Source organism: Sutcliffiella cohnii (genome assembly GCF_002250055.1).
In the GTDB taxonomy this organism is placed as follows: Bacteria; Bacillota; Bacilli; order Bacillales; family Bacillaceae_I; genus Sutcliffiella; species Sutcliffiella cohnii.
In genome coordinates, this window is sequence record NZ_CP018866.1 from 4360614 (window position 1) to 4376520 (window position 15907).

The following is a 15907-nucleotide window of genomic DNA, read 5'->3' on the forward strand; positions in this document are numbered from 1 at the left end:
ATATTAATATTCAATCGTTATAATTGGCGTGCCGATTACAACTGTAATCTTTTCGCCTAATCGTTCTTTTCTAAGTCCAATTTGTAAGTTTATCAGTCCATGGTGTGTAGGAATTACTCGGTCCCACTTCCCATTATATGCAGAGATTGATACAAATGTATCCTCTTTTAATGACTCCACTTCTGAAGCATTAAAATCAGTAAGCAAATTGTTTGACAGATCATGCAAACCAAAGTTAATCTTATCACCTGCTGTGCCTACTATACAAGCAAAACTTTCATATTCGCCTTGAAAAATATTGGCAGATTTCTGGTCGAATTGTTGCTGGATTTTTTTAGGAGATTCAAAACTAAAGTCGGACCCTTTCATCTCAAAAAGTATATACGTGGTTGGATTAGTTTTTGTGTGGGTTGTTATGAATTGAATGGTCTCAGTTTCTTTCGTCGACTCATTAATAAACGTTCCTGTTAGACTCCAACTGTCCTCTTCTATCGACTCATTCCAAGTAAATTGGTCCATCTTTATTTTTAACTCATTTGCGTACGTTTGAAATCCGTCTAAGTTACTAATTGTTTTGACGTATTTTCTGCCATAAAGTTTCCACTCATCCATGGAAAATTTATTTTTTTCAAAAACATTTACGATTTCTTCAAATTCATTACTCGTTACAACTTGTTTTTTATTATCACTTTCATCTGCACGCGCGATATTTTTTTCATTCCCAATCGCTACGACAACGAAACCTATACATACAAAAATAGCTATTCCAAATAAAACATTCTTCCAATTATTTTTCATATCCCCTCGTCCCCTCTCCTTATTACCATTCTTGCCAGGAGGAGGCTTTACATACATGGGAATTGTCGTCAATTTGTTTATGAAAAATGTGGATGTATACATACTATTGTCGATTTTCCATACTATAAAAGACGATCAAGCTAGTATCTTTTTTATGTACAGTGAAATTTAAAATAAAAAGTGTATTCTTTGTGATAAGAATAAGTAATCTAAGAAGAAATTGCTGACAGTAGAACCAATTGCGATTGTTACGAGTATGAGTAAAAGACGGATTTGTAGTACTTTGTTTGGCTTCATCCATTTTTCATATTGTACACTTTGTAACGCCCACCAAGTGACGGCAATAAATACGATATGCGACAAAATACTAATTAATGCTTGAGCACCAATATCTGCTTCCATCATTCACCCTCCTCGACACTTTCCGACAAGTGACAGTCATCAATCAAAATTTTTCGACATTGTTCCATCAAAAAAAGAAGGAGCTTCGACACTCCTTCTTCTATTAAACCATATACCCCATTTATTGCACAATCCATAGTTCAGTAAAAATCCTATTTTCCCCCAAAAATAGTGACAAATTACTGACCAGGTAGAAAGAAATCATATAAAATATTGAAATAGTTGTGGAAAAAGTCTAGAGCGATATTAGGCATAATACCTAAAATAACCGTTCCAATCACTCCTATTACTAATACAATCCACATTGGAACTGGTATGTTTACTTTTTCCTCGTCTGCTGTTGGACGGAAGAACATTTGCGTCATAATACCGAAATAGTAGACATACGATACGACCGTTGTTGCAATTAAAACCGATGCTAATACGTAAGCATTCGACGGTTCCGAAATAGCCGAGATGAAAATATTTACTTTCGCGATAAAACCAGCTGTTCCTGGAATTCCAGCGAGTGATAGTAAAAAGATCGACATAATTACTGCTAATGCTGGTGAACGGCGATAAAGTCCCGCAAAAACACTAACATCTTCCGTCCCGTACTTCGTTGTGACGATTTGAACGACTGCGAATGCTCCGATGCTCATAAATAAGTAGGCTAATAAGTAGAACCAAATCGCATCAAACATGTATAAGAAGTTTAACGTTGTAACCGCAACGAGGATGTAACCTGCGTGCCCAATGCTCGAGTACGCAAGCATACGCTTTACGTTTCGTTGACGTAGAGCAACAACGTTACCGATAACCATCGATGCTACTGCAATAATTGCTAAAAATTCTTGAAGCGATAAAAACATCGATGTTTCTCCACCTTCAGCAGGTGTCATGATAAATAGCGTAACGAAAATACGTAATACAATAACAAATCCTGCTGCTTTGGAAACAACTCCTAAAAACGCGGCGACTGGAGTTGGTGCACCTTCATACACGTCTGGTGCCCACATATGAAACGGCACTGTTGCGAGCTTAAAGGAAAGTCCTACAAACATCATAATAAAACCGATTAGCAACATATGCTGTAATTCTGTTGCATATGCTTGCATTAAAATTTGTTGCATTTCTAACAGGTTTGTTGTTCCTGTTAAACCGAATACGTAACTCATCCCAAATAACGTAATCGCAGTTGCGATGGCTCCGTTTATCACATATTTCATCGCTGATTCATTCGAAGGTCCATGGTATTTACGGATGCCAGCTAATATATAGGACGATAATGATAATAGCTCTAGTCCGATAAATAATGTAATTAAGTCTCCACTTGATGCCATGAACATCGTACCGAGGAGGGCCGTTAAAAATAAGTAATAAAACTCTCCCCTGTAAGTTTTTATTCCTTCTTTCGGTTCATAACTAATGGCCATTAACATCACAAGTGCAGAACCGATGAGGAGCAGAAGCTTAAAGCTTTGTGCAAAGCTATCTAAACGAAACGTTTCATGCAGAATCGATGTTACTTTTGGTTGGCCAGCTCCCACGCTTTCAAATGTACCGACTAAAAAGCCAATTGCTACGAGAATTCCTGCAAATCCAATCCAGCCAAGATAGCGGCGATCAAACTCTTTTTTCAGAAATAAATCGAGTAGTGAAAGAAGGGTTGCAACACCAAGGATGATGAATTCTGGCATCATAGCGCCCCAATCAAAGCTGAGTAAAGTTTCTATATCCATCTCCTATTCACCCTCCTAACCCTAACATAATGGCTTCTATTGTTGCTTGTAACGGATAAACTAAAATATTTGGATACACACCTATTAATACAATAAAGAACACTAATACAAGCACTGGAACATATTCAGCTCCGCGCATATCGACTACTTTTTCGCTATAGTCGATTGGCTTACCGAATGTGATTCGAAGTACTGCTCGTAAAAGGTAAGCAGCCGTTAAAATAATCCCTAACGCACCAACTGCGGCGATAATCGGCTCTTTTTGGAATAATCCTAAAAATGCCATAAATTCACTAACGAATCCACTCATCCCTGGCAACCCAAGGGAAGCAAGTGCTCCAACTAGGAAAAATCCAGCCGTAATTGGCATTACTTTCGCTAAACCACCAAGTTTTTCGATATTCGTTGTACCTACACGCTCATACATTACTCCAATGAGGAAGAAGAGAAGCGCTGCAATAAATCCGTGAGAAACGACTTGGAATATTGCTCCTTGAATTCCAGCTTCGTTTAATGCCGATAATCCAATTAGTACGATTCCCATATGCGAAATACTTGAATAAGCAAGAACCATTTTAAACTCCGTTTGAATGAGCGCTAAAAACGCACCGTACAGTAAGTTAACAACCCCGAGTATCGCTAAAATAACAGAGAGACTAGCAAATTGTTCTGGAAAAATATTTAATCCGAAACGAATTAACCCGTATGCTCCAATTTTCAATAATACACCTGCATGAAGCATAACGATCGACGGTGGTGCTTGTACGTGTACTTTTAACATCCAGCTATGTAGCGGGACGATTGGTAACTTAATACCGAATGCAACGAGTAAAGCAATTAATAGTCCCATTTTAAAGGAATCTGTTAAAGGAACGATCCCGCTATTACTTGTCACAATTTGTGTAATTTCCGCGATATTCATCGTACCTGTTTTTGTATAAAGGACGATAAATACGATTAATAAAATAGCTGAACCGAGTCCGTTATAAACTAAAAATCGATAAGCGGCATTTTCCTTTTCAAAATAACCCCATTTTCCGATAAGGAAGAACATCGGTATTAACGTAATTTCAAAGAAAATGAAGAATAATAGTAAGTTTTCAGCAGCAAATACTCCAAGCATCCCAACTTGTAAAAGTAAGAATAGTAGAAAGTAGCCTTTCCATTCTTTTTTAATATGAATGGAAGCGATAGCTGCTAGAGTTGAAAGAACTGCTGTTAATAGGATCATCACGAGTGAAAAGCCGTTTAATCCTAATTCATACGGTATTCCTAAAAATACATCTGGCCCATAAAATTCCGATATAAATCGTGGGCTTCCAATTTGAAACCAGCTACGATTTTCTGCAAATTGTGTAAGCTCTGTACCGCCTCTAAACTGGAAGTACGCGATAAACGCTAATAGTAAGGATGGTAGCGTCGCTAAAACTCCAACCGTTTTAATTAGCTTTTCATTTGTTTTTGGTAAGAAGAAAAGCACTACCATACCGATTAGTGGGGCAAATATTAATAGAGATAAGAAGTAGTTACTCATCCGATATACCCCCCTACTAACGCAAAGATGACTAATAATACTGCTAAACCGACAAACGCGACAGCACCGTACGTTTGTGTTTGACCGTTTTGCATTTTCGAACCTATTTTACCGAGCGTTTGCGTAAAAGAAGCAATTCCTTTCATCGTTCCTTGTACGAGGAATTCATCGATATATTTAAAGAATAGACCGATCACTTTTGACCCGTATACAAACGTCCCTTTGTAAAGCTCATCTATCCAATATTTGTTGTATAACATGCTATACGCTGCAGGAGCTCCTTCGCTGAAATAGTCACGCGGAATGGACCCTTTATTGTACATAAAGTAAGCTAACGCAATTCCTGCGAACGATACTAACGTTGCCACAATCATGATCCAAGCTGGACCTGAAATATGTGCTGGTCCATAGAGAACCGTTCCTTCTGTAAGCCAATCGCCTAAATGATGACCGAACCACGGTGTATTAATAAACCCTGCTCCTACTGCTAAAACAGCAAGAACAATCATCGGGATTGTCATGACAGATGGTGATTCGTGAACATGACGTTGATCTCCACGACTCTTTCCTGTAAACACCATGAAGAATAAGCGGAACATATAAAAAGCTGTAAAAAATGCAGCAATTAGTGCAATGATGAATAAGAACGGATTACCGTTTACCCATGCTGCTATTAAAATTTCCTCTTTACTAAAGAAACCTGAGAATAGCGGGAATCCACTAATCGCTAACGTACCGATTAAAAAGAGTATCCCAGTTAAGCGCATTTTGCTCCATAATCCGCCGAGTTCTTCTACATTTTGTGATTGAGCAGCGTGGATGACACTTCCGGCTGCAAGGAATAAAAGTGCTTTGAAGAACGCATGTGTCGTTAAATGGAAAACACCTGCAACATATCCAGCAGCACCTAGAGCAAGCATCATAAATCCAAGCTGACTGACAGTTGAATAGGCTAACACTCGTTTAATGTCTTTTTGCACAAGACCGATTGAGGCTGCAAAAATGGCTGTAAATGCCCCAACAATTGCTACTGTCATCATTGCAGCTTCACTTGCATTAAATAGCGGGAATAGTGTTGCTACTAAGTAAACCCCTGCTGCTACCATTGTCGCTGCATGGATTAAAGCAGAAACTGGTGTTGGACCTTCCATCGCATCTGGTAGCCAAGTATGTAACGGAAACTGACCAGATTTCCCAATTGCCCCAACGAAAATAAGAATCGCAATGAGCGTTATCATTTCGTAGGAAATAGCACCCGCTTCTAAACTAGCAAATATATCACGATATTCGAAGCTGCCAACTTGCCAGAATAATAGAATGATCCCGATGAATAATCCTACATCCCCGATACGCGTCATAATAAACGCTTTTTTCGCAGCGGCTTTCGCTTCATCATGGTAAAAATAAAATCCGATTAATAAAAATGAACCGACCCCAACTAATTCCCAAAAAATATAAAGTTGTAAAAGGTTCGGTGATAAAACTAGTGCCAGCATCGCAAAGGTGAAAAGACCTAAATAGGAATAGTACACTGGAAAACGGCCTTCCCCGTGCATATAGCCTTTAGAGTAAATATGTACGAGTAAGCTGACTAATGACACTACGAAAAGCATTAATGCATTTAATTGATTTACTTCAAATCCCGCTGTAAGCTGTACATCTCCAATCGTTAACCAAGTAAATGATTGATAATATGTTGGTGCTGATAGCCGATCCCATAATACTAATGTAGATAGAACGAATGATACGAGTGTGAGCGCAATACCGATATACGCACTCGATTCTTTCAGTTTTTTACCTACTAGTAATAATAGGATAAAGGAGATCAGCGGAAAAAGCGGGATAAGCCAAGCATTCTCCATCATCGTATCAAATCCCCTTCTCTATTCACGAGGCTATGTTACCTCATGCTTTCTCAAACAAGTTCTTCCACTGTTTTTAATGCTTCAATGAATTCATTTCATCGACATTGACGGTACGACGGTTGCGATAAAGTGCAATGAGTATTGCTATTCCTACTGCAACTTCTGCCGCTGCGACCGTTATGACAAACAGGGAGAAAACTTGCCCTGTAATCGATGGGTTCATCCCAAATTTACTAAATGCGACTAAGTTGATGTTCACTGCATTTAGCATTAGCTCGATTGAAATGAGTACAATGACGACATTTCGTTTTGTAAATGCACCGTATAGGCCGATACAAAACAAAATAAGTGCTAGCACGAGGTAGGCTGATAAAGGTACACTGCTCATTTATCTTTCGCCTCCTCTTCTTCATCATCCCGTTTTGCTAATACAATAGCCCCAATTAAAGCTACTAATAGTAAAACAGACGTTAATTCAAACGGAATAACGTAATGTGCATAAATCGCTAGTCCAATTTGCTCCGTATTGTTTACGTGTAACTCCGTTGCTTGTTCTCCTAGCTCTAAATTATAAATACCGAAATACGTAACAGCTGCGAAACCAAGGATACCGACAAAGACGAGTAGTTTTCGGCCTACACTTGAAGTTTCACTATGGTCGTTGTGACGCGTTAACATGATTCCGAATAAAATAATAATTGTGACCGCACCTGAATATATAAGGATTTGTGCAGCTGCTACAAACTCTGCCGAAAGAAGAACGTAAATACCTGCAATACTTATGAATGTAAACACTAAGGAAACAACCATGTGTACTACTTTCGTAAGATTGAGCATCAGCACGGCGCCAGCGATTGCAACAAGTGCTAAACATAAGAATATGAGAAATTCTCCGCTCATGCTTTATTCTCCCTTCGGACGTTTGTATCATTTTCATCTAGCCATTCTAAATCTTTAAATAAACGATCTCTACTATATTCTGCAAGCTCGAAGTTATTTGTCATGACAATCGCCTCTGTCGGACAAACTTCTGTACATAAGTCGCATAAAATACAAATTTCAAAGTTAATATCGTACGTATCGATGATTTTTCCTTTTTTGTTTGGGTCTGGATGTTTTTTACCCGTTAGCTGAATGCAATCAGTTGGACAAATGTTGGCACACTGATTACAAACGATACATTTTTCCGGGTAAAACTTTTGAATACCTCGAAAACGATCAGGTAGTGGAAGCGGTTCTTCCGGGTAATTATACGTTACTTTTTTCATAGTTAAGTTTTTAAGGGTATACTTCAAACCTTTTGCAAGACCGCGCATTTCGCTTCACCCCTACATTTTTTTCCCGATAAAACGGGCTTATTTACTTAAAGAAAATTTCTTTAATAATTGCTGTGACGAAAATATTTGCTAATGCTACTGGTAATAGTACTTTCCAACCGAACTCCATTAAATGATCCGCTCTCAAACGAGGGAACGTTACACGGAACCAGATTAGTAGGAAGACGACAAAACTGAACTTCAGTGCAAACCATACGCCTGCCGGAATGAATCCTAAAAATTCGAATGGTGGTAACCATCCACCGAAAAATAATACCGTTGTTAGCGCAGCCATCGCGAATAAATAAACGTACTCTGCAAGCATGAAGAATGCCCAACGGAACCCTGAATACTCAACGTGATAACCAGCAACTAGTTCTGATTCTGCCTCTGGTAAGTCAAATGGTGTACGGTTTAATTCTGCCACTGATGCAATAAGGAATATTAAAAACCCTACCGGTTGAAGAATAATGAACCAAGCTGTCTCCCCTTGCATTAGGACGATATCGTTTAAGTTTAAACTTCCTGTTAAAAGGATAATTCCGATTACCGACATAACAAGCGGTACTTCGTATGAAATCATTTGGGCCGCCGCGCGCATTCCTCCAAGTAAGGAGTATTTGTTGTTGGATGCCCAACCTGCTGCGACTACACCGACTGTTGTAATACCAGAGATGGCAATGTAGTACAATAAGCCAACTCCAATATCCGCAAATTGAAATTTATCTGTAAAAGGAATAACTGCTAACACCATGAATGCAGGTGTAAAAGCGATAACTGGTGCTAAAATGTAAAGTGGACGATCCGCTAATTTTGGTATCGTATCTTCTTTTAAAAGAAGCTTTAAAACGTCGGCTACCGTTTGTAGTAACCCCCATTTCCCACCTACTTGGTTTGGCCCCATCCGTGCTTGCATAAATCCCATTACTTTACGCTCTGCTAAAATTCCGTACGTTACGAATCCTAATACAGCTAATAATAGCGCTACCGCTAATCCGAAAAAGATAAAAAAATTCGTTAAACTAGGAGTAGAATGGAGTAGCTCTTGCATCATTAGCCATCCACCTCCCCAAGTACGATATCAATTGCACCTAGTATCGTGATTAAGTTAGCCATATTTTCTCCTTTTAAAAGTTTTGGGAGAATTTGAAGGTTGTAGAAAGATGGTCTACGAAACTTTAATCGATATGGCTCTTTTTTACCATCACTGTTAATGTAGCAACCAATTTCACCACGAGGCGATTCAATTCTAACGTACGCCTCTCCTTTAGGTGCTTTAATTATTTTCGGTACTTTTGCCATAATTGGACCTTCACTAGGGAACTGAGCGACCGCTTGCTCGATAATTTTTAATGATTCTTCTATTTCAGCCATGCGTACTTGATATCTAGCCCATGCGTCTCCACCATCTTGAACTGGAACATCAAAGTCGAAACGATCATAAATCGAATATGGCTCATTTTTGCGAAGATCCCACTTCACACCAGTACAGCGTAAGTTTGCCCCACTTAGTGAGTATTGAAGAGCGTCCTCTTTCGTGTAACGTCCAACTCCTTTTACACGGCTTAAGAAAATTTCGTTACCCGTTACTAGTTCGTGGTAGCCTTTCAGTTGTTCGCGCATATATGGAACAAATTCTTCTACCTTTTCAATCCAGCCTTCAGGCGCATCCCATTTTACGCCTCCTACACGCATGTAGTTAAACGTTAGGCGTGCTCCAGAAAGCTCATTTAATAGATTAATGATCATTTCTCTTTCACGAAACGCGTAAAGAAAAGGAGATACAGCCCCGATATCTAACAAGTATGTACCGTACCATACAAGGTGGCTCGCGACGCGTCCTAATTCCATTGCAAGTACTCGTAAATATTCCGCTCTTTCCGGAATTTCAATATTCATCATTGTTTCTACTGCATGACAGATTACATAGTTGTTTGTCATCGCAGAGAGATAATCCATTCGGTCTGTATACGGAATAATTTGTGTATACTGCAAGTTTTCAGCTAATTTTTCTGTACCACGATGAAGGTACCCTATGACAGGTGTAGCTTCTGTAATGATTTCCCCGTCAATTTTTACAACAAGACGAAAAACTCCGTGTGTACTTGGATGCTGAGGTCCAACGTTTAATAGCATTTCCTCTGTACGAATCATTTGCTACACCTCCACATCAAACGGCTCATAATCTTTACGTAATGGATATCCAACCCAATCATCCGGCATCATAATTCGCGTTAAGTTCGGATGACCTGTAAAAATAATTCCTAATAAGTCATACGCTTCACGCTCTGGCCAATCTGCTCCCGCCCAAACTGGTTGGAGAGATGGAATCTCTGGATTGTCCCGGTCTACTTTCACCTTTACAGCAACGGATTGACTATTTTTATAGGAATATAAGTGTATATATATTTCCATATGTGTCTCAAAATCAGTTCCATGTAACTCAGACAAATATTCAAAACCGAGCTGTTCATTGTATCTTAAGAACTCTGCTAGCTTAAAATAGCTTTCTCGCTTCACTATTAATGTTGGCACGTCTTTCGATAGTCTATTAATATAGGACTCTTCAAGCACATCTTCTCCTAAATGCTCTTGAATAACTTTTAAATATTTATCTAAATATTTTTGGTTAGGCGATGGCTTTTCCGGTTCCGCTTCTGTTGCCGCTTTGCCGCCTACCTTCGCTGCTGCAGCTGCTTTTGCTTTTGCCGCCGCCGCTGCTTTTGCCTTTGCTGCTGCGATTGCTTTTGCTTTTTCATCTGATGCGTCTCCGCTAGTTGCTCCGCCGTCACGCTGTTGCTTCGCTAGTGCGGCCGCCTTTGCTTTCGCCGCCGCTGCTGCTTTTGCTTTTGCTGCTGCAGCCGCTTTTGCTTTTTCATCTGATGGGTCTCCATCAGTTGCTCCACCGTCACGTTTTTGCTTCGCTAGTGCGGCCGCCTTTGCCTTTGCCGCCGCTGCTGCTTTTGCTTTTGCTAATGCAATTGCTTTTTCCTTGTCATCCGATGCGTCTTCGCTTTCCTCTGCATCGCCTTCACGTTTTTGCTTCGCTAACGCTGCTGCCTTTGCTTTCGCCGCTGCCGCCGCTTTTGCTTTTGCTAATGCAATTGCTTTTTCCTTGTCATCATCCGAATCACTACTGCCTGCTTCTGCCTCAGTTGCTTCTTTCGCCTTTTGTTTCGCTAATGCCGCTGCCTTCGCTTTTGCTGCCGCCGCTGCTTTTTTCTTTGCTAAGTCAAGGTCGCTTTCTTCTTCTGCGGATGGTGCTTCTTCTTGAGTTTCAGCTTCTTTCGCCTTTTGCTTCGCTAGTGCAGCCGCCTTTGCTTTCGCTGCCGCTGCTGCTTTTTTCTTCGCTAAGTCGAGGTCGCTTTCTTCTTCAGAAGGGGATTCATCCCTTGCTTCTGCTTCTTCTTGTTTAGCTTTCATTTTAGCAAGAGCTGCCGCTTTCGCCTTCGCAGCTGCTTCCTTCTTTAATTCTTCTAAACTTTTCTCATCGCTCATGGACTAGATCACCTTCTTCCCAGTCTTTGCTTCATAGCGAATCTTTTCTCTCAGTTTGTTAATTCCATAAATAAGAGCCGCAGGATTTGGAGGACAACCTGGAATATATACGTCAACCGGTACTATTTGGTCCACTCCTTTTACTACGGAATAGGATTTAATATATGGACCGCCAGCAGTCGCACAGGACCCCATCGCTATGACCCATTTCGGCTCAGGCATTTGATCATATAAACGTTTTAAAACAGGCGCCATTTTTTTCGTAACGGTACCTGATACAATCATGCAATCTGACTGACGAGGAGATGTACGGAAAAACGACCCAAAACGATCTAAGTCGTAGTGAGACGATCCAACTCCCATCATTTCAATTGCACAACAAGCTAAACCAAACGTCATTGGCCAAATTGAATTACTTCGCGCCCATGCTTTTAGCTCTTCTAACGTGGTAAGAAATACAGTTTGCTTTAACTCTTCCATTTCCTCTGGTGAAATATTCTCTAAATTTAGGTCCATTTTAACACCTTCTTCTTCCATGCATAGATAAGTCCGATAAGAAGCATAACAACGAAGATAAGCATTTCAATTAATGCAAAGACTCCTAGCTTCTCATAAGCAACAGCCCATGGATATAAAAATACGGTTTCTACATCAAAGATGACAAACAGTAATGCGAAAATGTAATATCGAACATTAAACTGAACACGTGAATCGTGAAACGGGTCGATACCACTTTCATACGTTGTTTGCTTTGCTGCGTTTGGAGCATGTGGTCTTAAAAACCTACCTGCCGTTAAAGCAACGATAGGAAGTAACACGCCTAATAGCAAGAACACGATCACAATCAAATAGTTATTTTGATATAAGTTAAGTAGACTCATGCCGCCCCCTCCAAAGCTTTTCATTTTTTCAAATTCATCTGAATATTAAATAATGTAACCGATAACAATTATACCAAATACCAATATCTGTGTCGACATAAGATGTACAAGTGCCACATAGAAATCGTATGTTTGTTATTTCACATTTATGAGGTGAAAATAGTGGAAATTGATGAACACTAGTGGTACCGCAATTTTGGGTAATGGGAACAGCATATAAGATAGAGTTAACTAGAGTTGGAGATGTGATAAAGATAATAGACATGGAGAAATTTTTTAGGGTGAATAGATTGTATAGTGATAACAGTTTGATGGGGTGGAGCCGGATCTGAATGAAAGACATGTGAGAACCGGAATTCGGCTTAGGAATAGATGATGCACATATTTTTGGGGTTAATGCTCATAATTTCCCGTGTAATACACAGAAACACTTTGATAACCCACATAAATGTGCTCAGAACACAGAAATGAATCGATGTTGCACATATTCTTGCGGATATTGAACATAAATCTCCATGTAATGCACAGAAACACTTTGATAGTGCACATAAACTTTTACAGTGAACAGAAATGAATGGATGTTGCACATATTTTTGGGTTTATTGAACATAAATCTCCACATAATGCACAGAAACACTTTGATAGTGCACATAAACTTTTCCCGAGAACAGAAATGAATGGATGTTGCACATATTTCGGTGGATATTGAACATAAATCTCCATGTAATGCACAGAAACACTTTGTTATTGCACATAAACTTTTCCCGAGAACAGAAATGAATGGATGTTGCACATATTTTTGGGTTTATTGAACATAAATCTCCACATAATGCACATAAACACTTTGATATTGCACATAAACTTTTCACGAGAACAGAAATGAATGGATGTTGCACATATTTTTGGGGTTATTGAACATAAATCTCCACATAATGCACATAAACACTTTGATATTGCACATAAACCTCCACCTGACACACATAAACACTTTGATTGTTTACATAAAGCCACATTAACATAAATGTCCGCATTTTTTCTACTCCGAACAATAAAAAACCCCGCCAATCTGCTTCTATAAGCAGACCAACGAGGTTAGGTATCAATAGTTATATAATTAGCTGCGTTTAGCAACGTTTAGACGGTTGATTGCGCGTTTAAGTGCTAGTTCTGCACGACGGAAGTCGATGTCATCTTGTTTAGATTGCATACGACTTTCCGCACGCTTTCTAGCTTCTTCCGCACGGGTAACATCAATGTCCTTTGAAGTCTCTGCCGCTTGTGCTAGGATTGTTACCTTGTCAGGTCGTACTTCAAGGAATCCACCACTAACAGCAACAAGATCCGTAGTATTCGCATTTTTCACGCGAACAGCTCCGATTTGTAAAGGAGCTACCATTGGAATATGTCCTGGTAAAACCCCGAGCTCACCTTCAAGAGTTTTTGATACGACCATTTCTGCATCAGATTCATAAACCGGGCCATCGGGAGTTACTACACTGACAGTTAACGTCTTCATTTCATTCCCTCCTAGGTCCGTTTAATTAAACTTCTACACCCATTGACTTCGCTTTTTCCACTACTTCTTCAATGCGTCCAACTAAGCGGAATGCATCTTCTGGAAGGTGGTCGTATTTACCGTCAAGAATTTCACGGAAACCTTTAACCGTTTCTTGAACAGGAACGTAAGAACCTTTTTGTCCAGTGAACTGCTCAGCAACGTGGAAGTTTTGAGATAAGAAGAATTGGATACGACGAGCACGGTGAACAGTTAATTTGTCATCATCTGTTAACTCGTCCATACCTAGGATTGCAATGATATCTTGTAATTCTCTGTAACGTTGTAAAGTAGACTGTACTTCACGAGCTACTGCGTAATGATCATCTCCTACTACTTCAGGTGATAATGCACGAGAAGTTGAAGCAAGTGGGTCTACCGCAGGATAAATACCCATCTCAGATAATTTACGCTCTAAGTTTGTTGTCGCATCTAAGTGAGCGAACGTTGTTGCTGGAGCTGGATCCGTATAGTCATCGGCTGGTACGTAGATCGCTTGGATCGATGTAACAGAACCGACAGCTGTAGACGTGATACGCTCCTGTAATTGACCCATTTCAGTAGCAAGTGTTGGTTGGTAACCAACGGCAGATGGCATACGGCCTAGTAGGGCAGAAACCTCTGAACCTGCTTGTGTGAAACGGAAGATGTTATCGATAAAGAATAGAACGTCCTGACCTTGCTCATCACGGAAATATTCCGCCATTGTAAGACCAGTTAAGGCAACACGCATACGCGCTCCAGGTGGTTCGTTCATCTGACCGAATACCATCGCTGTTTTGCCGATAACGCCAGAGTCGCTCATTTCGTGGTAAAGGTCATTACCTTCACGAGTACGTTCTCCAACACCTGCGAATACGGAAATACCACCGTGTTCTTGAGCGATGTTGTTGATAAGCTCCTGGATTAATACTGTTTTACCTACACCGGCACCACCGAATAGACCGATTTTTCCACCTTTAATGTATGGAGCAAGTAAGTCTACTACTTTAATACCAGTTTCAAGGATTTCTACGTCTGTAGAAAGTTGCTCAAATGTAGGTGCTGTTCTATGAATTGGATCACGACGAGCGCCTGCTGCAACTGGTGTATCTAAGTCGATGTTTTCCCCTAATACGTTGAATACACGACCTAATGTTACGTCTCCTACTGGTACAGAAATAGGAGAACCTGTATCTTCTACTTCCATGCCACGAACGACACCATCAGTAGAAGCCATAGCGATTGTACGAACTGAATCGTCCCCTAAGTGAAGGGCAACTTCTAAAGTTAATTCGATATCAACTTCATTAGCGCTACGTGCTTTATGATTAATTTTTAGAGCGTTGTAAATTTCAGGAAGATGTCCACTTTCGAACTTTACGTCTACTACTGGACCCATGATTTGAGTAACGCGTCCTTTCATCGTTTTCCCTCCTATCTTACTTTTACCGTTCAACTTTTTATGTCCGAATCTTTTTTATTCTATTCTAATGCAGCCGCACCAGCTGTAATCTCGGTAATTTCTTGTGTAATCGCTGCTTGACGTGCACGGTTGTAAACAAGTGTAAGGTCACGGATAAGCTCTTTCGCGTTATCTGTCGCACTTTGCATTGCCGTCATACGTGCTGCGTGTTCACTAGCTTTTGCGTCAAGTAAAGCACCGTAAATTAAACTTTCTGCGTATTGCGGAAGTAAAACTTCTAAAATAGCGTCTTGAGATGGTTCAAATTCATAAGAAGTAAGTTTAGAGTCTTGAGCTAAGTCCGATAGTGGAAGTAGTTTTTTCTCTGTTACTTCTTGTGAAATTGCACTTACGAAGTGGTTGTAATAGATGTATAACTCATCAAAAGTCTCATCTGCAAACATACCAACTGCTTGACTCGCGATATCTTTAATCTCCGCAAACGATACGTGGTCCCCTAATCCCGTGATTTCGGAATATACAGGGATATTACGTGTTTTGAAGAAATCGCGGCCAACTCGACCGATGGCAATTACTGCGTACTCATCTTGAGACTTGTGTCGCTTTTGGATTGTTTGGTATACAGTACGTAAAATATTACTGTTATAAGCACCTGCTAATCCACGATCAGAAGTCATGACGATGTAGCCAGTACGTTTTACAGGACGTGTTTGTAACATTGGATGCGTTACATCTGTACTTCCAAGTGCGATACTTGCAACTACCTCTTGAATTTTGTCCATATATGGGTTGAAAGCTTTTGCGTTTGTTTCTGCACGATTTAATTTCGAAGCAGATACCATTTGCATTGCTTTCGTAATTTGACTCGTCTTCTTTGTTGAGTTAATTCTCGTTTTTATGTCGCGTAATGATGCCAAAGGTTCTCACCACCT

General features: G+C 40.0%; 16 protein-coding genes. All 16 read right to left on the minus strand.

The genetic code is table 11. The features are described from left to right. Positions 1 to 3 precede the first annotated feature (3 nt). The 16 genes from BC6307_RS21865 to BC6307_RS21940 all read right to left on the minus strand — a co-directional run bounded on the left by BC6307_RS21865 (position 4) and on the right by BC6307_RS21940 (position 15892). Positions 4 to 798, minus strand: a complete 795-nt coding sequence (locus tag BC6307_RS21865; protein ID WP_066420512.1) for a YwmB family TATA-box binding protein — start codon at positions 796 to 798, stop codon at positions 4 to 6. Positions 799 to 966: 168 nt separating this feature from the next. Further along, complete coding sequence (locus BC6307_RS21870; RefSeq protein ID WP_066420511.1) at positions 967 to 1200, minus strand: DUF1146 family protein; 234 nt, start codon at positions 1198 to 1200, stop codon at positions 967 to 969. Between the two features lie 179 nt (positions 1201 to 1379). Then, positions 1380 to 2921, minus strand: coding sequence for an NADH-quinone oxidoreductase subunit NuoN (nuoN, locus tag BC6307_RS21875; protein ID WP_066420510.1), 1542 nt, complete (start codon positions 2919 to 2921; stop codon positions 1380 to 1382). A gap of 7 nt (positions 2922 to 2928) precedes the next feature. Beyond that, on the minus strand, positions 2929 to 4455 hold the full coding sequence (locus tag BC6307_RS21880) for a complex I subunit 4 family protein (RefSeq protein WP_066420509.1): 1527 nt from the start codon (positions 4453 to 4455) through the stop codon (positions 2929 to 2931). Further along, positions 4452 to 6320 (minus strand): NADH-quinone oxidoreductase subunit L, encoded by a 1869-nt coding sequence (gene nuoL, locus BC6307_RS21885; protein ID WP_066420508.1) that lies wholly within the window; start codon positions 6318 to 6320, stop codon positions 4452 to 4454. The genes BC6307_RS21880 and nuoL overlap by 4 nt, the downstream gene beginning before the upstream one ends. A 73-nt stretch (positions 6321 to 6393) precedes the next feature. Beyond that, positions 6394 to 6708 carry an NADH-quinone oxidoreductase subunit NuoK gene (gene nuoK / locus BC6307_RS21890; protein WP_066420506.1) on the minus strand — a complete coding sequence of 105 codons (315 nt, stop codon included), beginning with the start codon at positions 6706 to 6708 and terminating at the stop codon, positions 6394 to 6396. After that, on the minus strand, positions 6705 to 7220 hold the full coding sequence (locus BC6307_RS21895; RefSeq protein ID WP_066420505.1) for an NADH-quinone oxidoreductase subunit J: 516 nt from the start codon (positions 7218 to 7220) through the stop codon (positions 6705 to 6707). Before BC6307_RS21895 ends, nuoK begins: the two co-directional genes overlap by 4 nt. Next, a complete protein-coding gene (nuoI, locus tag BC6307_RS21900; RefSeq protein WP_066420504.1) occupies positions 7217 to 7636 on the minus strand; it encodes an NADH-quinone oxidoreductase subunit NuoI in 420 nt (139 codons plus the stop codon). Before nuoI ends, BC6307_RS21895 begins: the two co-directional genes overlap by 4 nt. Before the next feature lie 43 nt (positions 7637 to 7679). Next, complete coding sequence (gene nuoH / locus BC6307_RS21905) at positions 7680 to 8690, minus strand: NADH-quinone oxidoreductase subunit NuoH (RefSeq protein ID WP_066420501.1); 1011 nt, start codon at positions 8688 to 8690, stop codon at positions 7680 to 7682. Continuing rightward, on the minus strand, positions 8690 to 9790 hold the full coding sequence (locus tag BC6307_RS21910; RefSeq protein ID WP_066420499.1) for an NADH-quinone oxidoreductase subunit D: 1101 nt from the start codon (positions 9788 to 9790) through the stop codon (positions 8690 to 8692). Before BC6307_RS21910 ends, nuoH begins: the two co-directional genes overlap by 1 nt. 3 nt (positions 9791 to 9793) lie before the next feature. After that, positions 9794 to 11134, minus strand: a complete 1341-nt coding sequence (locus BC6307_RS21915; RefSeq protein WP_066420498.1) for an NADH-quinone oxidoreductase subunit C — start codon at positions 11132 to 11134, stop codon at positions 9794 to 9796. A 3-nt stretch (positions 11135 to 11137) separates the two neighbouring features. After that, positions 11138 to 11650 (minus strand): NuoB/complex I 20 kDa subunit family protein, encoded by a 513-nt coding sequence (locus BC6307_RS21920; protein WP_066420496.1) that lies wholly within the window; start codon positions 11648 to 11650, stop codon positions 11138 to 11140. Next, positions 11641 to 12015 carry an NADH-quinone oxidoreductase subunit A gene (locus BC6307_RS21925; RefSeq protein WP_066420492.1) on the minus strand — a complete coding sequence of 125 codons (375 nt, stop codon included), beginning with the start codon at positions 12013 to 12015 and terminating at the stop codon, positions 11641 to 11643. Before BC6307_RS21925 ends, BC6307_RS21920 begins: the two co-directional genes overlap by 10 nt. A 1114-nt stretch (positions 12016 to 13129) precedes the next feature. Next, positions 13130 to 13531, minus strand: a complete 402-nt coding sequence (locus BC6307_RS21930) for a F0F1 ATP synthase subunit epsilon (RefSeq protein WP_066418353.1) — start codon at positions 13529 to 13531, stop codon at positions 13130 to 13132. A 25-nt stretch (positions 13532 to 13556) separates the two neighbouring features. Further along, positions 13557 to 14975 (minus strand): F0F1 ATP synthase subunit beta, encoded by a 1419-nt coding sequence (gene atpD / locus BC6307_RS21935; protein ID WP_066418351.1) that lies wholly within the window; start codon positions 14973 to 14975, stop codon positions 13557 to 13559. A 59-nt stretch (positions 14976 to 15034) separates the two neighbouring features. Next, positions 15035 to 15892, minus strand: a complete 858-nt coding sequence (locus BC6307_RS21940; RefSeq protein WP_066418348.1) for a F0F1 ATP synthase subunit gamma — start codon at positions 15890 to 15892, stop codon at positions 15035 to 15037. Between the last annotated feature and the right edge of the window lie 15 nt (positions 15893 to 15907).